This is a genomic window from Candidatus Margulisiibacteriota bacterium (genome assembly GCA_041650635.1).
Lineage (GTDB): Bacteria > Margulisbacteria > WOR-1 > JAKLHX01 > JBAZKV01 > JBAZKV01.
The window spans coordinates 36,411-58,100 of record JBAZKV010000003.1 but is presented as its reverse complement, the minus strand read 5'-3'; the positions used below and the strand labels follow the sequence as shown (position 1 = coordinate 58,100).

Annotated in this window: 20 protein-coding genes; all 20 read right to left on the bottom strand. The window is 46.5% G+C overall.

The window, feature by feature from the left end; genetic code table 11:
• Positions 1-8: 8 nt before the first annotated feature.
• From pseC to WC490_01180, 20 genes are read right to left on the bottom strand one after another with little or no spacing between them, the layout of a single operon-like run.
• Positions 9-1,166: a UDP-4-amino-4,6-dideoxy-N-acetyl-beta-L-altrosamine transaminase gene (gene pseC, locus WC490_01275; GenBank protein ID MFA5097241.1), complete on the bottom strand. Its 1,158-nt coding sequence runs from the start codon at positions 1,164-1,166 to the stop codon at positions 9-11.
• Positions 1,163-2,140, bottom strand: a complete 978-nt coding sequence (pseB, locus tag WC490_01270) for a UDP-N-acetylglucosamine 4,6-dehydratase (inverting) (GenBank protein MFA5097240.1) — start codon at positions 2,138-2,140, stop codon at positions 1,163-1,165. The genes pseC and pseB overlap by 4 nt, the downstream gene beginning before the upstream one ends.
• Positions 2,140-3,333, bottom strand: coding sequence for a hypothetical protein (locus tag WC490_01265; protein MFA5097239.1), 1,194 nt, complete (start codon positions 3,331-3,333; stop codon positions 2,140-2,142). The genes pseB and WC490_01265 overlap by 1 nt, the downstream gene beginning before the upstream one ends.
• 12 nt (positions 3,334-3,345) lie before the next feature.
• A complete protein-coding gene (locus WC490_01260) occupies positions 3,346-4,515 on the bottom strand; it encodes a DegT/DnrJ/EryC1/StrS family aminotransferase (protein ID MFA5097238.1) in 1,170 nt (389 codons plus the stop codon).
• Positions 4,512-5,894 (bottom strand): NAD-dependent epimerase/dehydratase family protein, encoded by a 1,383-nt coding sequence (locus WC490_01255; protein ID MFA5097237.1) that lies wholly within the window; start codon positions 5,892-5,894, stop codon positions 4,512-4,514. Before WC490_01255 ends, WC490_01260 begins: the two co-directional genes overlap by 4 nt.
• A complete protein-coding gene (locus tag WC490_01250) occupies positions 5,894-6,517 on the bottom strand; it encodes an acetyltransferase (GenBank protein MFA5097236.1) in 624 nt (207 codons plus the stop codon). Before WC490_01250 ends, WC490_01255 begins: the two co-directional genes overlap by 1 nt.
• Before the next feature lie 14 nt (positions 6,518-6,531).
• Positions 6,532-7,680 carry a UDP-N-acetylglucosamine 2-epimerase gene (gene neuC / locus WC490_01245; GenBank protein ID MFA5097235.1) on the bottom strand — a complete coding sequence of 383 codons (1,149 nt, stop codon included), beginning with the start codon at positions 7,678-7,680 and terminating at the stop codon, positions 6,532-6,534.
• Positions 7,680-8,756, bottom strand: coding sequence for a DapH/DapD/GlmU-related protein (locus WC490_01240; protein ID MFA5097234.1), 1,077 nt, complete (start codon positions 8,754-8,756; stop codon positions 7,680-7,682). The genes neuC and WC490_01240 overlap by 1 nt, the downstream gene beginning before the upstream one ends.
• Positions 8,746-9,537, bottom strand: coding sequence for a 3-hydroxyacyl-CoA dehydrogenase family protein (locus tag WC490_01235; GenBank protein ID MFA5097233.1), 792 nt, complete (start codon positions 9,535-9,537; stop codon positions 8,746-8,748). The genes WC490_01240 and WC490_01235 overlap by 11 nt, the downstream gene beginning before the upstream one ends.
• A gap of 1 nt (position 9,538) precedes the next feature.
• The gene (locus tag WC490_01230) at positions 9,539-10,195 is read right to left on the bottom strand and encodes a PIG-L deacetylase family protein (protein ID MFA5097232.1); all 657 of its coding nucleotides are present in this window, start codon (positions 10,193-10,195) and stop codon (positions 9,539-9,541) included.
• A complete protein-coding gene (gene neuB / locus WC490_01225; GenBank protein ID MFA5097231.1) occupies positions 10,192-11,208 on the bottom strand; it encodes an N-acetylneuraminate synthase in 1,017 nt (338 codons plus the stop codon). The genes WC490_01230 and neuB overlap by 4 nt, the downstream gene beginning before the upstream one ends.
• Positions 11,208-11,807 (bottom strand): class I SAM-dependent methyltransferase, encoded by a 600-nt coding sequence (locus WC490_01220; protein MFA5097230.1) that lies wholly within the window; start codon positions 11,805-11,807, stop codon positions 11,208-11,210. Before WC490_01220 ends, neuB begins: the two co-directional genes overlap by 1 nt.
• 5 nt (positions 11,808-11,812) lie before the next feature.
• Entirely contained in the window at positions 11,813-12,445 is a 633-nt protein-coding gene (locus WC490_01215; GenBank protein ID MFA5097229.1) for an acylneuraminate cytidylyltransferase family protein, read from the bottom strand.
• The gene (locus WC490_01210; protein ID MFA5097228.1) at positions 12,446-13,618 is read right to left on the bottom strand and encodes a DegT/DnrJ/EryC1/StrS family aminotransferase; all 1,173 of its coding nucleotides are present in this window, start codon (positions 13,616-13,618) and stop codon (positions 12,446-12,448) included. It lies immediately after the preceding gene.
• A gap of 14 nt (positions 13,619-13,632) precedes the next feature.
• Positions 13,633-14,796, bottom strand: coding sequence for an iron-containing alcohol dehydrogenase (locus WC490_01205; protein ID MFA5097227.1), 1,164 nt, complete (start codon positions 14,794-14,796; stop codon positions 13,633-13,635).
• Positions 14,797-14,806: 10 nt separating this feature from the next.
• The gene (locus tag WC490_01200; protein MFA5097226.1) at positions 14,807-15,841 is read right to left on the bottom strand and encodes a TIGR00180 family glycosyltransferase; all 1,035 of its coding nucleotides are present in this window, start codon (positions 15,839-15,841) and stop codon (positions 14,807-14,809) included.
• Position 15,842: 1 nt separating this feature from the next.
• Positions 15,843-17,684 (bottom strand): hypothetical protein, encoded by a 1,842-nt coding sequence (locus WC490_01195; protein ID MFA5097225.1) that lies wholly within the window; start codon positions 17,682-17,684, stop codon positions 15,843-15,845.
• Positions 17,672-19,462 (bottom strand): ABC transporter ATP-binding protein, encoded by a 1,791-nt coding sequence (locus tag WC490_01190; GenBank protein MFA5097224.1) that lies wholly within the window; start codon positions 19,460-19,462, stop codon positions 17,672-17,674. Before WC490_01190 ends, WC490_01195 begins: the two co-directional genes overlap by 13 nt.
• The gene (locus WC490_01185) at positions 19,459-20,667 is read right to left on the bottom strand and encodes a DegT/DnrJ/EryC1/StrS family aminotransferase (protein ID MFA5097223.1); all 1,209 of its coding nucleotides are present in this window, start codon (positions 20,665-20,667) and stop codon (positions 19,459-19,461) included. The genes WC490_01190 and WC490_01185 overlap by 4 nt, the downstream gene beginning before the upstream one ends.
• An 18-nt stretch (positions 20,668-20,685) precedes the next feature.
• Positions 20,686-21,681 (bottom strand): kinase, encoded by a 996-nt coding sequence (locus WC490_01180; GenBank protein MFA5097222.1) that lies wholly within the window; start codon positions 21,679-21,681, stop codon positions 20,686-20,688.
• Positions 21,682-21,690 lie beyond the last annotated feature (9 nt).

The window sequence follows — 21,690 nt, the reverse complement described above, 5'->3', positions numbered from 1 at the left end:
GAATCCTCTCATGCCTTTTTGTTGCCTTTTACAGCTGATATCAAAACCTTTATTACTTTGTCTGTGTCCCGTTTTTTCATCTTCGGAAAAAGCGGGAGTGTTATTGCCTCACCATAATAATTCTCGGCATGCTTACAGGATGTATTCTTATATCCCGATTTCTGATAATAAGGGTGCATGTAAACGGGCAGATAATGAACATTGACCAGGATGTTGTTTTTTCTTAACATATCAAACAGAGCCCTTCTTGTGACGCCGGTCTTTGCGCTGTCGTTCCTAATCACATAAATATGATAGGAAGGATCCGCCCATGGCTGTTTCTTGAGAGCCGATATGCCCGGGATCTTTGAAAAAGCTTTATTATATGTATTTACTATTTCTTTTCTTTTCTTTATGAATGCAGGAAGTTTTTTTGCCTGGCTTATCCCCAGCGCGCATTGAAAATCCGTTATTCTGTAATTGTACCCAAGGTCTCTCATCTCGTAATACCAGGCCCCTATCCTGGCCGCTTGCGCCTCATCCCTGACTATCCCGTGAGTCCGTAGTGAAACAAGTTTTCTGTATAGTTTTTCATTGTTCGTCAGAACAGCCCCGCCTTCTCCCGTGGTGATGTGTTTTACGGCATGAAAACTAAGAACGGACATGTCGCTGTACCTGCAGGAGCCTATCTTTTCCCCGTAATATTTTGAGCCCAGCGCGTGACAGGCATCTTCTATCACCGTCAATTTGTGTTTCTTTGCTATCGCGTTTATCTTTTTCATGTCGCACGGATGCCCGGCAAAATGCACCGGAATGATTACTCTGGTCTTCTTGGTTATCTTATTTTCGATCTCAACAGGATCAATGCATATCGTATCCGGGTCCACGTCCGCAAAAACAGGTTTTGCCCCGCAGTAAAGCATGCAGTTGGCGGAGGCGGCAAAGGTTATCGGAGTGGTTATGCCTTCGACACCCTTTTTTAGCCCCGCGGCCAGGCAGGCAATATGCAAAGCGGATGTCCCGCTGTTTACGGCAACGGCATATTTTGCCCCGCAGTATTTGGCGATCTTTTTCTCAAACTCGCCTACCAGCGGCCCCTGAGTAAGAAAATCATTTTTCAGCGCCCTTGAGACCGCCAGAACATCGCCGTCATCTATATATTGCGTGGCATAAGGGATCTTTTTCATATGTTTTTTATTATCTTTCTAAGCTCATCAACTTCAAGCCATTGTTTGTTGTCCCCGCTCGAATATTTAAAGCCTTCCGGCACCGGAGTCCCGTCAGAATGATTTTCATCGTCCCACCAGTTAAATGCCGGCTGTATCACATAACAATCTTCAAGTTCCTTTGTATTTCTGGCATCGTCCTCCGATATCATGACCTCATGCATCTTTTCTCCCGGTCTGATGCCGACAACCTTTGTCTTGCACTCAGGAGCAATAGCTTTTGCCAGGTCCATTATGTTCATGCTGGGGATCTTTGGAACAAACAGCTCTCCTCCGTGCATCCTTTCAAAGGCCTTTATCACAAATCTGACGCCCTGTTCAAGCGTTATCCAGAACCTGGTCATCTGCGGATCGGTTATCGGCAGAACACCGCTTTCTTTCATTTTTTGAAAGAACGGTACAACACTGCCCCGGCTGCCAACAACATTTCCGTACCGCACAACTGCAAACCTTGCGCCGTGATTTCCCGAATATGAATTTGCGGCAACAAACAGCTTGTCCGAGCATAATTTGGTCGCTCCGTACAGGTTTATGGGATTGCAGGCTTTATCGGTGCTTAGAGCAATGACCTTTTTAATGCCCCTGTCCAAAGCAGCATCTATCACGTTCATAGCCCCCTGAATATTGGTCTTTATTGCTTCCGACGGATTGTATTCCATAGCCGGGACTTGTTTTAACGCGGCGGCATGCACAATATAATCAACGCCGTTAAGCGCCCTTAACAGCCTTTCTTTGTCCCTTACATCGCCTATAAAATATCTTATATTCTTGTATTCGGAGAATTGCTGCTGCATCTCAAATTGTTTCAGCTCGTCCCTGCTGTAGACTATCAGTTTTGCCGGTTTGATCTCGTCAAGAACGATCTTGCAAAACTTCTTCCCAAAAGAACCCGTACCTCCCGTTATCAGAACCGCCTTGCCTTTTAATTCGCTCATCAGTTATTCTCCTTTATTTCCCCGAGTATTTTATCCGCAATTATTTCCCAAAAATATTTTTCCTCCGATCCCTCCGTTTTTATATAACTTTCCTTGTACACGCCAAATGATCCGGCAGGTCTCGCCATCGTCTCCTCCAAACCCAGCCCAGGCTCTCCCGTATAGGGGATCACGCCGAACATACCGGCCATCCCCGATATTTGGGACTCATAATAACTGCCTTTGATCCCCGGAGCCATGATAAAGACCATCGGCTTTTTAAAAAGAACAGGAAAGTTGATCGAAGTGCTTGAATGCAGAAGCACATATTTTGCGCCTGCCGCAAGTTCACAGGTCCGGCCTTCCACTATCGTTCTATCTCCATATCCGTATTTTGCGCCATCGTATTTTGCTCTCGGATGCGCGGCGATCACCACAGGCACTTTTAATTCGTTCTCTATTTTGCCGAATATATCCCTCATCTGTGAAAAATACCCTGCCGCGTCCTGCTTGTAAGGGTTGTTTTCATCTCCCTGCACTAAAAAGTCCGGATGAAGAGGAAAAAATTCGTCCAAAAACACGGCATAATCACGGCTTTTTTCCGCAGGACCCTTTTTTATTTGGTCCAGGTAGATATCATAGTCAAGTGTGTGCGCATAGATAGTCTTTGTGTTCCTGTTCTTTGACGGCACACAATTGACCGGGCTAAGGCCTCCAGCCAGAATATAGGCCGGTTTTTGAACAAGGCCAAGCCTGTCAGCGATCAAAAACAGGTAGTAAAACGCTTTTTCCTTGTATTTTTGCACCTTAAGAATGCCGGGCAGTTTGCCTAATATGGCTGACGGTCTTTTCTTATGCTTGCCTGCAAACCCCGGCAATGGATTTGCCGCAAAGACCGCATATACAGACCTGAATTTTTTGAATATTTGGTAGACAAAATATGTCTTTGCCCTGCCGCCTATAAAATCAATATACATTGTTCCGGGATGAGCTTGGACATAACGGTCCAGGTCCTGTGCGGAGCCGATCTTGTGGACGCCTTTATAGTCAGAAGCTCCATTCACCTGATATGAGGCGCAATATCCCGGGTTTATCGCCTTTGTAAGGTCTAAAATATCGACCTTGATCCCGCGCTTCAAAAGAAGGTCAACGCCGAACCTTTTGTAGTCGCGCTCGCTAAAAGGCGTCTGGATCAAAAATGCAAAACGATCCATCTGCTTTACCCCTTACTTTTTGCCGTTCTTATGATCATATATGTTCTGCAGTACGCAACAAATATCTCTGACGGTATCCTCTTCAATATGCGAATAAAGCGGCAGGCTGAACACCCTGTCCGTTATCCTTACAGTATTGTCCAGTTTATTTGCCTGCTTTATGTTCTTGTAGGCTTTCTGGGCGTGGACCGGAGGATAAAAATATTTCTTAACGATGATATTTTCTTTAAGGAGAGCGTCATAGAGCTCATCCCGAGTCATGCCGAATACTTTCTCGTCAATATAGATGGAAAAGTCTTTGAATGTGCTCCTGTCCTTTGGATCGATGGACTGAAAGCTTATTCCCTGCATACGGGATAGTCTATCCTTATAGAGCTTTACAATCTCATTTCTTCTTACAACATTCTTTTCGATCATCTTCAGCGTCTCTATACCCATCAAAGCGTTGACCTCGCTCATTCTTGCGTTGAACCCGGCAAAGGCACAATCATAATCACCGCTGTCCCCGTAGTTCCTGGCGACCCTCAAAGCATCGGCAAGCTCCTTGTTGTTGGTGGTAGCCATCCCGCCTTCCCCAGCTGTCAAAAGCTTTGTGGGGCTAAGGCTGAACGATTCCACATCTCCAAAACCGCCTGTATTCTTTCCGTTCCTCTTTGATCCGAAAGCATGGGCTGCATCGAACATCAATCTCAACTTATGTTTTTTAGCGATCCTTTCAAGCTCTTCAACATTTGCGGGGTTTCCAAAAAGATGCACTCCCAGGATAGCCGATGTTTGAGGAGTTATCGCTTTTTCCACCTGCGCGGGATCGATATTATATGTTTCCGCGTCACAATCAACAAACACGGGTTTTAAGCCGTTCCACACTACAGAGTGAGCAGTTGCGTGAAATGTAAAGCTGGGCAGGATCACTTCGCCCTTAAGGCCGAATATCTTCATCGAAAGCATTAGGCCGCTGGTGCAGCTGTTCAGGGCAACGGCATATTTGACACCAAGGTATTCGGCCGACATCGCCTCAAATTCCCGAACGGTGGACGCGTTGGTCAGCATCCTGCTGCTTATGATCTTTGAATATCTTTCAAACAGATCTTTGGGGTCCGGAAGCGTAGGCAGCGTTATGGGCACGGGCTCCTTAAAGAACGGCTCTCCACCTAAAAATGCCGGCAGCTTAGAATTCTTCATTGGTTATACTCCACATTGTAGTATTTGGGATCGTTCGCATTTTTTATTTCGCCGCTTGTCAGCGCATCTTTCATCCTTTCTATTGATGTATCCAGCTTTTGAGCTATAGAGAACCTGAGCTTTTTATTCAGCTTTGAAAAAGAAACGAAATAATTTCTTGGATCGGTCGTGTCCCCTTCCATTATCACATCGGCCTGCGGGACCTGGGTCTTAACCGCTTTTGCTATATCCCGTATCTGGATATTAAGTTTTTCCGACCCCACATTAAAGATCTGCCCCTTTATCTTCTTTAACGGAGCGTCCAGACATTTAACATAAGCAGCTGCCGCGTCTGCCACATGCAGCAGAGGCCTCCACTGCGTGCCCCCCCCGTGAACAAAGATCTTCTTTTCGGCTACGGCTGTCTTGGTCATCGTATTCACAACCAGGTCAAAACGCATCCTGGGCGAATACCCGTAAAGAGTGCTCATCCTAAGTATTACGGGAGCAAAGTTCTCGTCTTCCATTGCCAGTATCCCTTCTTCGGACTGTATCTTGGACCTGGCATAGAGAGAGACGGGATTAAGAGGCGACTCTTCAGTAAGCAATTTGTCGCCTTCCATGCTTCCGTACACGCTGCATGTTGAGGCATAGATAAATCTGTTTATCTGATTGTATTTGCAGGCTTCCGCAAGAGCCTTGTTGGCAAGAAAATTAGTCTCTATTGCGGCTTCGGGCTTATCCTTGCATGCGGGGTCTCCCACTATCGCGGCAAGATTAACGACAGAGTCTATTCCGTCAAGACACATGACAAGCGTTGAGATATTTCTCATATCGCCCGCAACAAGTTCAAAGTTTTTGTCTTTCTCCAGTTCCTTTAACGGCGCCTCTCCGTACATCAGGATATCCAGGACCCTGACTTTGAAACCGCGCTTCAGCAATTGCCTTACCAGAACAGAGCCAAGATATCCCGCGCCGCCCACCACCAGCACATGTTTTCCGTTATTTGCGTCCCTGACTTTAGAATCCTTTGCCAGAGGAGCGGCAGCAGGAAGCAGCTTTGAAGGCTTTCCGTTATTATCAAGGGCAAGAATGAACCTGCTGTCAGGCATCCTCTTGATAAGTTTTCTTATTTTTTTCATAGAGCTGTACTCGCTTTTTGCTTCATCGTGGGTCAGCACCACCGGATCGGTATTGATTATGTCCCTTACCGGTTTTTTTATGTCGTGTCCTTTAAGAACCGCTTTTCTGATCTCGCTGTCGCTTACCGCTCCGGCAAGCTTTCCGCCTTCATCTATTATGTAGGCAACGCGCAGACCGGAATGGTCTATCACTCTCATCACATCTTTTATTGACGCCTCCAGCGAGGCTGTCACGTTCTTGACCGGCTTATCCGCCATTATTTTGCCTCCTTGATCACTTTTGCCGGAACCCCTACCGCGGTTGCTCTGTCAGGAATATTGCTTATCACTGCCGCTCCGGAACCTATCATCGCATTATTTCCGATCTTGAGATTCTGTATCACCGATGCACCTGTTCCAACATAAGAATATTCTCCCACCTCCACGGCACCGGCAAGATTTGCGCCCGGCCAGATATGGCAGAACTGTTTAAGACGGCAGTCATGGTCAACGGAAGCGCATGTATTGACGCAGACCCCGTCCTCTATCGCGGTATCCGTGCTCACCACAACTCCCGGCATTATTACGATCCCCCGGGCCAGCTTTACCGACCTTGAGACCACTGCTTTGGGATGTATGGCGTTAACGACTTCGATCCCAAGTTCTTTTGCTTTTTCAAACACAGACGCCCTTATCTTATTATTGCCGATCCCAAGAGCTATTTTCACACCCTTGTTATTCATAAGATAGTCCCATCCTCCAAGGATCTTTTTGCCGTTTATGACAGCACCGTGTTTTGATACATCATCGTCAATAAAACCTTTGACATCAACTCCCGATTCAAGCAGGATATCAAGGACCACTTTTCCGTGCCCCCCGGAGCCGAATACAACCGCTTTCATTTTTTTCTCCTGTATCATCGATCGATCTCTTTCTGTAAAAGTTTTTTGTCAAGCTTGATATCTTTTAATATTTTTACCGCGCGCTGCGCCGCGCGCCCGTCCCCGTATGGGTTTTTGCATTTTTTTGCCAAAGAAATAAACGCCCTGTCGCGGAGCGCTTTTGCTATGGCTCTAACAATAAGGGCTTTTCTGCTCCCGGCATCTATAATATTTGTGCTCCTTTCTCTTCCTTTTTGTCTTGATCCGATATTGACCACAGGGATGCCGAACAGAGGGGTCTCTATGATCCCTGAGCTGGAATTTCCCACCAGCGCATTTGCATGTTTTAACATGCTAAGGTAGTCCGTTCTCTCAACATTTGTAAATATCTTAAATATCTCTTTTCCCTTGTATGAATTTATGACATCTATCATCTGCCTTCCGCCTGCATCGTTGTTGGGATAAAGTACGATCGTCTGCAGCCCGACCGTAGTCAAAGCATCCATTGTCTCCTTCATTTGTCCTCTTGCCGATCCGGTCTCCGTCGTTACAGGATGCTGTAAAGCGATCAGCAGAGGCTGATGAGCGTCCAGCCCGTACTTATTAAAGAGCTCCGGTTTGGAAAGAAGTTTTGAATGTTTTATCGCATCCAGTCCGGGAGCTCCCGTCACAAACACTCTTTCAGGCTCTTCCCCCATTTTTATTATCCTTTTTGCGCTCTTTTTGGTAGCGGCAAAATGAAGGCTTGACATCTTTGTCACAGCATCCCTGACCTGATTATCCACGCACCCAAAGCCCCTGTCTCCTCCGTGCATATGGGCAATGGGGATGTTCATATATAATGCTGCCGTTGCCGCTGACAAAATTTCCATCCTGTCCCCCAAAACCAGCAGGATATCAGGTTTGATCCTTTTAAAAAGTCCGGAAAATTGTTTTATCCCCTCTCCCACCGCCATGGACATATCAAAACCGGAATCCCCCTTCATGACAAACGGCGCTCTGACGACATGCTTTGGAAAATCCTTTTCAACGATCCTGTATGTAAGGCCGTGCTTCCTTGAAAAATGCATCCCGCACACGGCCAGCTGCAGCCTCAAATTCTTTTCTTTTGATATCTTTTCTATCACCGGCTTCAAAAGTCCGTATTCCGATCTGCTTCCGGTGACCACGCATATCTTTCTCATCAGATCTGCTCCAGTTTCTTAAAGTCCAAAGGCATTATCGAAACAAACCTTTTATCGGTAAAGAACTTGATGCCCCTTTTTCTTAAATAGTCCCTGAGGTCCTCGGAATATTTATTGCTGGAGCCCGACATAGTCATGCTGTCAATGTCATATACGGTAGTGCTGCCCGCCGCGCTTGCCGCTTGCCCCATGGTCACGATCAAAGTATATTTGTTCTTTTCAAAAGACCTGCTCCATATTGCGCCGGGGTGCAGCAGGCCGGCATCCGCGGTCAGCCCTTTATCAGAAAGCAGCACTGAATAATCCTCTAAGACCGCTTTTATAACGGCTGTCTTCCTGTCAGCGTTGTATTCTCTGGGAAAGAAAGACTCCTTTACGATCTGCGCGGGATTGCCGGCAGCCAAAGATCCGGAAGGTATCTTTTTATTTACAACGGAATTGATGCTGATAACGACATCATCACCTATTTCAACACCCGGAAGTATCACGACCCGTGAAGGGATCCAGGCCCTGCTTCCGATCTTGACACCGGCAAAGTTTGCCGGGAATCCTTTTAGCACCGGCAGCCAGCTTCCGTGGGTCCATATCATCACCTCCGAGCCGATGCCCACATCATTTCCGATGGTGACCTCTCTTTCGGCATTGATCACCGTGCGCGACCCCACAAAACAATGGTCACCTATTCTGATCCTGGACTCATGCGACGAACTGCTGTAGCCGTAGTCGACCGCGTCGCATGAATACATATGGTCACCTATGATCAGCTCTCTGCAATAAGCCTTCATCCCGTCTTTGAACACCGAATTTGAACCGATTGACAGGTCTCCTGCAACCCTCATGTCGGCATCCCTGCCGATAAGAGTGTTCCTTCCAATCTTTAATCTGAGGCATTTTATCCTGCTTGACTCCCCGATGACCGCATCATCCCCTATCTCAATGCTTAAGGCCGCAATATCGCAGCCCCGTCCCAACTTAACGTTCCTGCCGATCTTTGCGCCGATCATCCTGTAAGCCATGACGCTTAATTGAGATGGAAGGAACCCCGCTATCTTTCTGACCGCTTTTTTAATATTCATAAAATCCTCTTCCTGTTTTTCTGCCAAACTCGCCTTTTGCAAACTTCTCCGCCAATATCTGCGAGGGCTTGAACCTGGGATCTTGCGTGCTTTTTTCAAGAGAAGATAGTATCGAATAGCAGATATCAAGCCCGATAAAGTCTGCAAGCTTGAACGGCCCCATCGGATGAGAAAGTCCGAGCTTTATCGCTTTATCAATGCTCTCGATATCAGCCGTCTTGTTATATGCAAGGTCAAAGGCTTCGTTAAGCATAGAGAACAAGACTCTGTTAACGATAAACCCGGGATCGTCACTGACAACGACAAAGGTCTTGTTAATAGATGCGCATATATCCTTAAGGAACGCCAGCACTGCTTCATCCAGATAGCCGGTCTTCCCAAGCTCTACAAGCTTCATGTCTTTGGCGGGGTTAAAAAAGTGCATGCCGGCAAACCGTTCTTTTCTGCCGGAGGCCTCCGCAAGTTCTTTTATGCTTAATGACGATGTGTTTGAGACAAATACGGCTTTGGGGTCAATGACAGCGCTCAATTCCTTCAAAATAGCCTTTTTAAGGTTGATATCCTCGTTGACAGCCTCAATAACAAGAGTTATATCCCTTCCCCTTAATTGTTCAATTTCTTCTATCGCTATCTTTTCCATCCCTTTGCCAAAGGCAGGCGCCCCGCCTATTTTGCTTTTTACATCGCAAAGGATCAAAGAATAGCCGGCATCGTTAAAGACAGAGGCGATCCCTGTCCCCATTACCCCGGCGCCTACTACAAGAACACTTCCTTTGGTCATATTAATGCCTTTCAAATACCAGAGAAAAAGCTTCGGCGTACTTTGTACCTATGAACAGGCCTCTTTCCCTGCTTGAGATCTCGATCCCTTCCTGCGATCTTGGATGCGGATATTCTCTCAGCTCAAGCTTGTAGCATTTCATCGCCGATATCTTTTTTGCAAATGTGTCCGAGATATCAATGAATACATTGGGACGGAACCCCTGCGCATCATGGTTCAGGTATGTAGTATAAAAGATCTCATAAGCCAGGACCTGCCTTAATCCTGTCTGCAGGAAAGGCCGGCACGCCACAAGGCTTGCCTTGTGAATAAGGTCGTGGTCCGCGTTCACATCCCCTTTGGGAGGGACATAGATCACATTAGGACCGCATTTTTTAACGGCATCTCCTATCGTCTTTGTCAAAGTTATTGTAGGGACTGTATTGATCTTTACGGTCGGCAGCCCTCCAAAATACACCTCATTTATTCCCAAGACCTTGGCGGAGGCAAGGGCCTCGTTCTTTCTGCCCTCCGTTTCCCCGATGTTCCATTCAGGGGAATATATTTGCGTCAGGATCAAAAGGTCCACAATATCTCCTGACTCAACATGCTTTGCGATGGCTCCGCCGCAACCGATCACTTCATCGTCCGGATGGGCCGCTATGACCAATACTTTCATCGTTTTATGTCTCCTTCCATTATCAGTTTATCTTTTCCGATATCTTTCTTTGCCGTCCTGCCGATAATTTTTCCGATATTGGATGGAGACATGCCCGTCCCCGGCCTTTTTACGGCTATCATTTGCCTTGTTAGTCTTGATCCTTTTGGGATGTCAACTGACGCCACCAGGCTTTTTCTTCCTACCCTTAAAGCGGCCTTTTCGGAATTTCTTGGGGCCTTTACCCCGTCCCCCATCGAAAGCTCAACCTTCTTAATTGCACTGACCAGCTTTGACAGTTCATCTGGTTCAATGGATGACATATGGTCCGGCCCCTTCATTTTCCTTGAAAGGGTGAAATGTTTTTCTATCACGCTTGCCCCTCTTGCCGCCGCCGCGATAGAGATCTCCAGACCCTGCGTATGATCGGAATAACCTACCGGAAGTCCCAACTCCTTTGCCATGGTATCCATCGCTCTAAGGTTTACATCCTCATATCTTGCCGGGTAATTTGAAGTACAGTGCAAGAGGACGATCTTGCGGTTGCCCGCGGAATAGACCGCTTTTACGGCTTCTTTTACCTCATTTATGGTCGCCATTCCGGTAGAAAGGATTATCGGCCGCTTATATTTTGCGATATGCTTAAGCATCGGGATATTGGTAAGATCTCCGGAACTTACCTTGAACATCTTCATGCCAAGGCTCCGCAAAAGATCCGCGCTCCTGATATCGAACGGGGTTGAAAGAAACAAGATCTTCTTTTTCCGGCAGTAAGAAGAAAGCGCTTTAAATTCCTGGACTGAAAGTTCAAGAGACTTAAGCATGTCATATTGCGATTTTCCCGGAACAGTCTTATTCTGGTAGGCGGCTTTTGGCGCCCGCCTGGTCACAAGATCCTCCGTGCGGTAGGTCTGGAATTTTACGGCATCCGCACCGGCCTTTTTGGCCGCATCAACAAGTTTTTTTGCCAGGCGCAGACTGCCGTTATGATTGACGCCTGCTTCGGCAATGATGAACACAGAGCCTTTTTTCATTAGAGCGCTTCCCCCATGACATATATGCATTCTTTGTTCAGTATCAGTTCGGTTTCTATGCGGAAATATTTCTTCAATTCATCCGTAAGTTCATCAAAGCTCTTAACAAAACCTATAGGATCAGGAGGGATATAGAGCGAGATGTAGATATATTTCGATCTCTTTGCCGCCTTTTTGATTACCGCCTTCCAGTCTTCAATATATGACAATATTTCCATCATCACCACATGGCCTGCTTTCCCGTCAATTGAATCCAGGCACTGGTCCGCCGTCATTACCCTGAAGTCTATGTCCTTATATTTTGCTTGTGCCTTGGCTATGGCTGTTTTTGACATATCGGCACCTATCACGGCATTGTTAGCTTTTTTTAGCATGTGGGTAAAAGCACCTTTCCCGCAGCCTATATCAAAGATCAGATCAAAGTTATATCTTCCCAGGACCGCAAGTGAGATCACTTTGGTTATATGCAACATATCTTCCTGTGACCAGCTGTCAAAGCTTTCTTTGTCCTCATTGCTGTACATCTCTTCAAATTTGCCCACAAACTTGCGTGCAACCGCGTCAAAGACATATTTGTGATATTTTTTTTCTTCTGCCAATGTTATTAAGCCCCCGTTCTTTTTTGCAGGATCTTCTCGTTCAGCCAAAAATCAAATTCATCGTCTATCTCAAAGTTCTGTTCTTTTGATATCTCAAATCTTTCCTCTTTTTTCCCGTGAAGCGTCCCCTTTTTAACAAGGTCCGCTTTTATTACATAAACGTTGCCGTCATCATAAAAGAAGCCTTTCAACTCCTGTCTCCTCTGGCTGTAGGACCCGTATTCCATGAATTTGCAGATAAAACCCGTTGCAAGATTGTCCGCTCCTGTTTCTATGAACCTTTTTATACAGCTGTCGATAAGGTCTTTGTCCTTAACAGGAGAAGTTGGCTGAAGCAACACGATATTCTCCGCGTCGACTTTTGTAAGCACATGTTGAAGCGCCGAGATGGTGGTTGATTCATCTGTTGCAAGCTCCGAGGGCCTGTCTATGACTGCTGCTCCAAATTGTTGAGCTACCTTCTTTATTTCAGGATCCTCGGTAGACACAACAAATGCGTCAAGCAGTTTTGATGACTTTGCGGCTTCGATGGTCCAGGCGATAAGCGGCTTGCCCGCGATCATCTTTATGTTCTTTTTCGGAATGCCCTTGCTGCCGCCCCTGGCAGGGATTATTGCAAGGAATTTATATTTTTCCACCTACAGCACCTCTTTGGCAGTGTTTTTTACGGCGGTTATGATTGCTTCTATCCTGTCATCTGTCATGTTCACCATTATCGGAAGCGCGATCGCGCGTCTAAGATATCCTGTTGACTGCGCCCAGACCTTTTCAAGGTCCTTGCCTTTATATTCCGGGAAGTCATGGAATATTTGAGTCCAGGTCCCGGCATAATGCCAGTTGATCGCGTCAGGAAGATTTTTTGTGCCAAAGCCTTTTGAGACAAGCGTTTTTGCAAAGGCGGATGCTTTTTCCCTTGATTCGACAAAAAATATTAACGTGTCCCCTGCATCGCCTTTTTCATCCGGCAGCTCCCTGAACTCGATCTTTTGTATGCTTTTTATCCCGTCCTTGAGCTTTTTCTTGTTCTCCCTTTGCTTAGAGAGGATAAAGTCAAGTTTTTTCAGCTGGGCCATGCCTACCGCCCCTGCAAATTCAGTTATCTTATAATTAAATCCCCAGGTTGTGCGCGTGTCCTCGCCTCTGGGCAGAGAGGGATTGTTCTCGTGACCGTGATCAGAATATTCCTTCGCTTTTTGATAGACCGTCTGGCTGTTTGTGACAAGGAGTCCGCCTTCCCCCGCTGTAATAACCTTTCCGATATCAAGACTGTATGTCCCCGCGTCTGCGATAGTCCCAAGATATTTTCCTTTATACATCCCACCCATCGCCTGACAGCTGTCCTCAAGGACCGGGATACCGTGTTTTTTGGCGATCTTAAGTATCTCGTCCATTTTTGCCGCGACCCCTGCCATATGCACGGGTATTATCGCTTTTGTCCTTTTTGTTATCTTCTTTTCAAGGTCCAACGGGTCCATATTCAGGGATCTGTCTATTTCGCATATAACTGGTTTTGCTCCCAGTTCAAGTATCGCTTCTGCCGTTGCGATAAACGTAAAACTCTGGGTTATCACCTCGTCCCCGGCTTTTACGCCAAGAGCCACAAGACCAAGCTTGACCGCGGCAGTCCCTGTATTGATACATAAACAATATTTTGCCCCCAGCTTTTCAGCTATCTGCTGCTCAAACATATCCACTCTGAATATGTTCTTTCTTTTATCGTTCAACCCGTAACGGTACAAGACGCCTCCGTTATCAAATATCTCGTTTACAGCCTTTCTCTCCTCTTCACCTATCAGTTCAAATCCCGGCATGCTTTTCTCCTTTCCTATCTAAATAATCCGCTGAATATCTTTTTTGTGTCTTCTTTTGTTATCTCTATCGGGTTCTGGGCGATAGCTCCCTTGAGCACATCATGCTGCGACACCATAAATTCAATGTCCTCTTCTTTTAGCCCAAAATCCCTTAGGTTTCTGGGGACCTTTAATTTATCCATTAATTTTTGTATCTCTTCAGAAAATTTCCGGTTCTTTTCTTTGACCGGAAGTTTTTTATCAGAGCCCTCTATCAGGTCGTAGAGATCGGCATAATCAAGATAGCCTTTCTCAACATTTGTCCGCGTTATGGACGCTATAAAGACCGCTCCGGCATATCCGTGCGGAACTTTATAAACAGCGCCAAGCGGATATGAAAAAGCCCCCGAAGGGCCGGAGCCGGCGTTTATTAGCGCTATCCCCGCAAGATACGCCCCCAAAGCAAGTCCTCCCCAGACATCAAGGTCCTGCGGCTTTTCAAGCATAACTCTTAAATTATTGAACAAGAGCCTGAAAGCTTCTTTTGAGAACATCCTTGAGACAGGAGTATGATTTTTGTGGACATAGCTTTCCAGGGTATGTACAAGCGCATCGCACCCCGATGACACGGCCACCTTTTCCGGAGTGCCTACATATATAAGGGGGTCGATTATCGCCAAGACCGGAAAATTGAGGGTTGAATTTATCCCCAGTTTTTTCTTTTCTTTTGAGTCGGTAAATACGGCGTTATAGGTAACCTCGCTGCCGGTGCCTGCCGTTGTGGGGATAGCTATCACAGGCAAAGGCCTGTTCTTAAGTTTTGGAAAGCCTCTAAAAGAGAGTGCCGTCCCCTCATTGGTCACCAGTGTAGCTATGCCTTTTGTAAGGTCCAACGCGCTTCCGCCCCCGATCCCCAGCATGCAGTCATATCCTTTGCCCAAGAATTGCTTCCTGAATTCCTCAAGATAATCGTATGTCGGCTCAACGGATTCATTTACATAGATATCAACTGGCGCGCGCCCTGACATTTTCAAAGCATCAAGCGCTTTTTTGATCTGTGTATTGTTAACAACTCCCTTATCAATAATAACCGCGACTTTTTGGCATCCAAGATCCTTTATGTGTTCCGCTATTTTTTCGCTCTGGCCCGCTCCGTATTTGAGATTTGTCGAAACAAAGAAATTAAAATCGCCCATCATTAATCCCCCTTTATTCGCTTTCTTTACGGGTCTCGGCTGATCCCGTTAACGATCTTAACACGGGCAGAAAATCCTTATGATACGGGGACCTTTTATCCATAAGCGATCTTAACGAGATGCTTCGCAGAGGCATTATTCTGTGAAAAAGATTGCAGATCCTTCTTGTAAACACATCTAAATATTCATTCGGAAGGGTTGAGCGCACATTGCTTGCCCCCATGATCTGCTGCAAATATACTTTAAACCCCAAATTGGCGGTTTGCACCGCCTTTTCAATATCCAGGCCGTCGGTCTGCGCTATAGATCTGGAAATAATATCAATATAATTTCCCCATGAAGAATGCCATATCTTACTGGTTATCCATTCATAAGGTCCGGACAAAAGATACCGGCTTTCATGGTCCTGGCGCACGAGGTACAATTTATCGATCTGTTTCACCTTGCCTCTTATCGCGGCTATCGAACATGCTAAGACTTCCTCGCCAAGGCTCCGGTCCACGACCTTTTCAGACTCTTCCCACATCTTTTCCCAGACATCCGTTCTGTGGACAGAAAATATCCCGGTATTAAAGCTCCTGTTCAGATGCAGGTAGCGCTCAACAGCTGTGCCGTCCTCTATGACGGGCATCTTGTAGCTTATAGCGGCCTTTATTTCTCCGTAAACCCCGTCTTTTTTCAGCCACAGGATGACGCCAAGACCGTGGGCGCAGCTGTAGTCGGGATTCTTTTCCAGAAAATCAACGCATTCGGCAAAGTTGCTGTGTATCAAATAATCATCGTCCGCGATAAAAGCTACATATTTAGTCCTGACATTTCCGGATATCTTTCTAAGACATGCTCCGTTAGTCATTCCGGGGCAGGCAATTTGCACAACATCAAGTCCGGACAAATCTTTCTCTATCGCTGTCCTGGTTTTTTCAAACTCTTCGGTATTGCTTGAATCGCCCACAACAACAGGATAGCGGCATCCCGTATCATTAAAGTATTTCAGCAGCCTTATCAGGAATGCCGATCTGTTCATTGTAGATATTAGGATAGTTAACAATCTAGCACGCGACCTTTCTCAATTTAGCGACAGACAATATCCATGCATGCCCTCTCCATCTGTCCTCATCGCTGATCTCTTTAAGGATCAAATATCGGTAGCTGGGAACTTCGCTTTCATTAATCCAGTTCTTGCTGGTCCCAAAGGTCTTAAAACAGGCCAGAGCAGCATCCCTGATCCTGCGCGAATCGATGAGCTTGTTGAGCGCAGGGTCCGAACGAAAATCCCTGTCCGTGAAAGCTTCTTCGTGAGATTCCATGACAAGGGACTTGGAACTCGTCCCCGGAACAACAACGGCGCTGTCCTCTTCACCAGGCCCGCTAAGGACTTCATCAATGCTCTTAATATAATTTATCTTTACTTCTTTCAGGTCTTCAGGCTTAACAACTCCCAAAAGCGAATCATTGTACGGAGTATCATATGTGTAGATCTGTTTAACATTTAGAGCCTTTATTTTTTTTGCCAGCCATGCCGCCGCCATCCTGGACGGATATAAGTCGCCAAAGAATATGCTGTAATTCCAGACAGCATGAACGGTCAGCACAAGTATAAGCGGCACAACGATCCGGGGATGCCCAAAAGACACTCCGATCTTTGCCAGAGAATAGGCGATCACAAGCAATTGCCCGTAAAACCCCGGATAATAGGACCGGCCTATCTGCGGGCCGCGGGTAACTTCTCCCCAGATCACAGGAGAAGCACTAAGGAGCACGATTAAAAGCAGCTCCCCAAGACCGTACAAAGCATTGCCCCCGTTAAAAGCTTTGAACATGACCGCAAGCACTCCTAAAAAGCTTGATCCGAACGTGAACAAAGAGATCCTGCCGTAATATCTATAGACCCATATCCAGCCGGCGCCTCTCATATCATCGCTAATCGGTTTTCCCGTCTTTGCAAAATATGTCCTGTACAATCTAAAATGGCCAAGGCTGCTGGCCAGGTCCCAGTATTCAAAGAAACTTGCCAGGTTTTTCTTGACATTCGGTAGCAACAAAAGTAAAACAGCACAGGCAAACCCCAAAACAAACGGTACATGAGAAGAAATAAGTGCTCTTAACCCGAAACATAAAATGTACACCGCGCAATACAATGAAGAATAAGCCGTGGACTTTATCAATAAAGACATGATCTTAAAGAATCTTCCTTTTGTTTTAATGAACGCGTTTGCAGTTAAACATATTAACGCTGCCGCAAGGAATATCCACGACGCCAATCCCGATAAGCCGTTCATTACGGGAAAAGCAAAAAACCGCACCTGGCTGTAAGCAATGGCCGCAACAACAAAAACGTTGAACTTTCTGGATGAGGCCGAAGAAAATTGCATCAGGCCAAAGACCGCGCCCGATGCCAGGTACCACGGCATCTGGATACAAAGGACTGTTAGCAGAAAGAACATCTGGGCGGTTGAAATATGAAAGCCCATCAGAGCGTTCTGCCAAGGCCAGGCACTAAATATAAAGAACAGATATACAACCAGTGCGATCGGCAGGCCAAAATATTTGCAGGCAATTAAAAACAGCAGGACCGAGGATATGGAATTTGTCGCGGCGCAAAGCGCAACCAGAGGATAATCGCTCTTTTTGTCAAAAGTCAATCTCTGCATAAAAGCGAGCAGGATCACCACAATGTCTTTCATGCGGGATTTTCCTCCTGAATACTTATGCATATCGGAGGGCCATCTCCATTTAGGCGACTGGGCTGCCGAAGCCACCTGTTTTGAGTTGTCCGTATCTTTGCCAAAGTATGTTATTCCTTTTGTAAGAAACAAGAATATAACGCACTGGATGGCGGATATCAGAGATACCGCGATCAAACAATTCCAAAAGTTTATTATGCTAAGCATTTGTTTTTGGGATCCAATTTCTGCATTTCGACCAGTTTTCTATAGACAGGATTATTTTGCATCAAATCCGGATGGGTCCCCATGCCTTTGATCTTGCCTTCTCCGACCACAATTATCATGTCCGAATCTACAATGGTTGAAAGCCGGTGCGCTATAGTTATGACTGTTTTCCCCTTGCCTATCTCATCCAGCGCCTGCTGCACTATCTGTTCTGACCTGGTGTCCAGCGATGAGGTAGCCTCGTCAAATATCAGGACCTCCGGCTCGGCCAGGATCGCGCGCGCGATCGCTATTCTTTGCCGCTCTCCTCCAGAGAGCAAAACACCTCTGTCCCCGATAAATGTGTCGTAACCGTCGGGAAGTCCCAGGATAAAGTCATGAGCGTGGGCTCTTTTTGCCGCCAGTTCGATCTCAGAGTCCGTAGCATTCTCTTTGCCAAAAGATATGTTAGTTCTTACAGTTTCATGGAACAGGAAGATATCCTGAGAGACCACGCCGATATGCCGGCGCCAGGAATACAGGTCATATTCCTTAAGGTCCAGGCCGTCCAGCAGGATAGCGCCTTTTTGGGGATCATAAAAACGCATAAGAAGTTCCGAAATCGTCGATTTACCGGACCCGGAATGGCCCACGATCCCCACTTTCCATCCTTTTTTTACTTTAAAATCAAGGCCGTCCAACACTACTTCTCCTGCGACATAACCGAACTCAACATTCTTGAATTCAAGGCTGTCCTTTAGGCTTTCAAAGGTCTTTGAGCCGTTAACAATATAATTTTTGTTATCGGAATTAAGAAAGCTCTCAAGTTCATGGAGCGCCGGCAATTTAGAGATGATAGCCGCTCGCGTCTGGTTCAGGCTCTTTACCGGAGAGATGATCCTTGTCAAAAAGACAAGAAATGCCAGCAGTATCCCGACCCAGGCTGTTCCCTGCGAGCGCACAAAAAACGCCCCAAAAAACAGGATCAATGCGAGGACCCCGATCCCCGTAACTTCAAAAAGAGGCCCTATCCTTCCGGATATGTCAACAACTCCGTATGTGGCCTTGTTAAAAGAATCCACTTTATTTTCGAATTTTTCAACCATAAACCTTTCACGGCTGAACAATCTTATGATCTTCATCCCGTGAAGAATGTCAAAAAGCACTTTATTAAAATCGTAAGAGGCATCAATGAGATTTTGGGCAACAAGCCTCATCCTTTTTGAATAAATGTTCAATACAACAGACGCAATTGAAACAAGAATTATTGAATATAGCGTCATCTGCCACGAAAGCATAAAAAGAAGCGCCAGCATTATTGAAGCCGTAAAAAGCTGGGGGAGCGCCGAGCCGATAAGGTTAACCAGCGCTCCTGCCGTTGAGCTTGTGTATCCGTCTATGATCAGCTGAAGGTCCGAAGCCCTTCTGTTGTTAAAATATCCCATGCTTACGCTCATCAGCTGCCTGACGCAATCCATCCTTGCGTGTTTTGTCACAACTATCTGAAGTTTGCCTGTCAGGATACCGCTCAAATATGTAAAGATACCTTTTATCAAAGTAGAAACGAACAGTATCACCGCCACCAGCTGGAACCTTGTGCTCAAAGACATCCCGGCAAAGAGGTCTGACAATTTATTAAAGGGGAACGGGATCGAGGCAGTGGACATATTGGTCATGCTTTGCAGTATCGGAAAGACCATGGAAATGCCCACGCTCTCAAGCAGCGCCGCGATTATGCTTACCGCCACAAGCAGCGTGATGAGCAGTATATGAGCTCTTAATATCTTATATATTTTCATTTACCGTTCACGGCCATAAAATCATCCACCACTTTTATAAAGTATTCCATGTGCCGCAGATCAAGGTCCTGATGCAGTCCTATGTGCAGACCGTTGTTGCCTACATACTCCGCGGCCGGGAACTGGCCAAGTTCATATCCCAGATATGCGAATCCGGGGCACTGGGTGGGCATAGAAAGGAACATGTTCCTCGAATCGATGCCGTTCCTGCTGAGATGATCCACAAGCTCATCTCTCGTGAATTTTGCGTCTTTTCCGATGATCACAGGGAACGCGTGAGGCCCTATGAACTCGTCTTTATCCTCTTTTATAGAAAAGAGGTTTGGAGAATATTTTCCGAAATTCGCAAGAAGATATTCCAGGTTCTTTCTTCTTGTTGCCAGGTATTTTGGCCAGGCCTCTATGTTCCCCAGCCCCACAGCCGCTTCAAGTTCGTTCATCTTTGACGAGTAGCCGACCCTTTCAAAAATGAACCTGATATCTTTTCCGCTCTTGAACCTCTTTTCGCAGGTGATCTGGCCTTTATTCATCACGCAGGAGCGGCAGTTGCAGGAGCGGCCGTGAGATCTAAGAGACCTCAGTATTTCGGCAAACTCGCTGTTGTCGGTCGTTATTATTCCGCCTTCAACAGTCGAGATCATGTGCGCGACATACAGGCTGTAAGCGGCCATGTCGCCTATTGAACCTATGTTATGTCCCTTATACTTGCTTCCGTGGGCCTCCGCGGCGTCCTCGATCACATAAAGCTTATGCTTTTTGGCGATAGCCGTTATCTTATCCATTTCGGCCGGTTTGCCCATCAAATGCACCGGCATTATCGCCCTTGTTCTTTCTGTTATGACTTTTTCAATGCCGTCTGGATCAATGTTGAGAGTATCAAGTTTCACATCAACAAAAACAGGCTTGAATCCCGCGTGAAGGACCGCATTGCCGGTGGCAACAAATGAAAGAGAAGGGATTATGATCTCATCTCCCCTTTTTGCGCCGTAATCGTAAAGGACCGCAAGGGCAAGAGTATCCGCGTCCGTCCCGGTGCTCACTGCCACCGCCTCTTTCGTCCCTATCAGCTCGGCGTATTTTTCCTCAAATTCCCTAACATATTTACCTGAGGACAAAAGTCCTGATTCCATGGCCTGCGACAGAAGGTTCTTTGCCTTGTCGGTCACAGACATTGTTCCGAACGGGACCTTCATTTTCTCGCTCAAATCACTGTCCTCCTTTTTCTATCTCATTCCCTGGTCCTGGCAGAATATCACCTGGCTTCCAGCATTCTCGAATTTGAATTTTACTTCCAGAAGTCCTTTGAGAGCCTTTCTGACGCTGTGTTGTTTCGCGGGTTTAACAAAGAAAAGCATAAAGCCGCCGCCGCCGGCCCCGAGGACTTTTCCGCCTGTAGCACCCGCCTTCAGCGCGTCGGAGTAAATGCCGTCCAGGTCGGGATTGGATATTTTGTCTGTAAGCGATTTTTTGAGAAGCCAGGACTTGTGGAGCAGATTCCCGAATTCGCTGATGTCCGAACTCCCGGTCAATATGTCCTTTGCTTCATCCACCATCCTGTACATCTGCCGCAGCTCATTTCCTTTTGAAGGGGTGGAAGCTATCTGTTTTTTCGCTATCCGTGAGGCTATTCTTGAAAGTCCGGTAAAGAAAAGCATCAGGTGTCCCTGCAGCGCCTCTTTTTTGGCCAGATCAAGTATTACGGGCTCAACGCAGAATTTATTGTTCCTGCTAAAGCTGATCTTGTTGAGCCCTCCGTAAGAGGCCGCCACCTGGTCCTGGGAGCCGACGTTTTCTCTTAGAACATGCCTCTCAATATCTATGGCTTCTTTTGCCAGGACATATTTGGTCGCCATTCTGCTTCTTAGGGCATAGACTGCGTTGATGAGCCCAACAGTAAAAGAAGAGCTCGATCCCAGCCCGGATCTGGCGGGCAGATCCCCGTCATGATGGATCTCTATCCCCTCTTTCATCTTCATTTTTGTGAGCACCGCTCTGACGGCGGGATGTTTTATTTCAGATATTTTTTTTACGTTCTCGACCTTGGAATAGACGATCCTGTGCTTGTGCTGAAAAAACTGAGGCAGATATCTGCAGGTTATGTAACAGTATTTGTCTATGGTGGTGGAAAGGACGGCTCCGCCGTTCTCTTCGAACCAGACCGGATAATCGGTGCCTCCACCGAAAAAAGAAATGCGGAACGGCGTCCTTGTTATGATCACGATATCCCT

Bases quoted from the DNA above. Each gene is read 5' to 3' on its own strand.
- pseB (MFA5097240.1), bottom strand. From the start codon at position 2,140: ATGAGCGAATTAAAAGGCAAGGCGGTTCTGATAACGGGAGGTACGGGT.
- WC490_01230 (MFA5097232.1), bottom strand. From the start codon at position 10,195: ATGAAAGTATTGGTCATAGCGGCCCATCCGGACGATGAAGTGATCGGT.
- WC490_01235 (MFA5097233.1), bottom strand. From the start codon at position 9,537: ATGACCAAAGGAAGTGTTCTTGTAGTAGGCGCCGGGGTAATGGGGACA.
- neuB (MFA5097231.1), bottom strand. From the start codon at position 11,208: ATGAAAAAAGGCTCTGTGTTCATCATTGCCGAAGCAGGCGTCAATCAT.
- WC490_01190 (MFA5097224.1), bottom strand. From the start codon at position 19,462: ATGAAAATATATAAGATATTAAGAGCTCATATACTGCTCATCACGCTG.
- WC490_01250 (MFA5097236.1), bottom strand. From the start codon at position 6,517: ATGAAAGCGGTTGTATTCGGCTCCGGGGGGCACGGAAAAGTGGTCCTT.
- WC490_01210 (MFA5097228.1), bottom strand. From the start codon at position 13,618: ATGCCGGGATTTGAACTGATAGGTGAAGAGGAGAGAAAGGCTGTAAAC.
- WC490_01260 (MFA5097238.1), bottom strand. From the start codon at position 4,515: ATGAAGAATTCTAAGCTGCCGGCATTTTTAGGTGGAGAGCCGTTCTTT.
- WC490_01195 (MFA5097225.1), bottom strand. From the start codon at position 17,684: ATGCTTAGCATAATAAACTTTTGGAATTGTTTGATCGCGGTATCTCTG.
- neuC (MFA5097235.1), bottom strand. From the start codon at position 7,680: ATGAGAAAGATATGCGTGGTCACCGGAAGCAGATCGGAATACGGACTT.
- WC490_01255 (MFA5097237.1), bottom strand. From the start codon at position 5,894: ATGGCGGATAAGCCGGTCAAGAACGTGACAGCCTCGCTGGAGGCGTCA.
- WC490_01240 (MFA5097234.1), bottom strand. From the start codon at position 8,756: ATGAATATTAAAAAAGCGGTCAGAAAGATAGCGGGGTTCCTTCCATCT.
- WC490_01205 (MFA5097227.1), bottom strand. From the start codon at position 14,796: ATGATGGGCGATTTTAATTTCTTTGTTTCGACAAATCTCAAATACGGA.
- pseC (MFA5097241.1), bottom strand. From the start codon at position 1,166: ATGAAAAAGATCCCTTATGCCACGCAATATATAGATGACGGCGATGTT.
- WC490_01265 (MFA5097239.1), bottom strand. From the start codon at position 3,333: ATGGATCGTTTTGCATTTTTGATCCAGACGCCTTTTAGCGAGCGCGAC.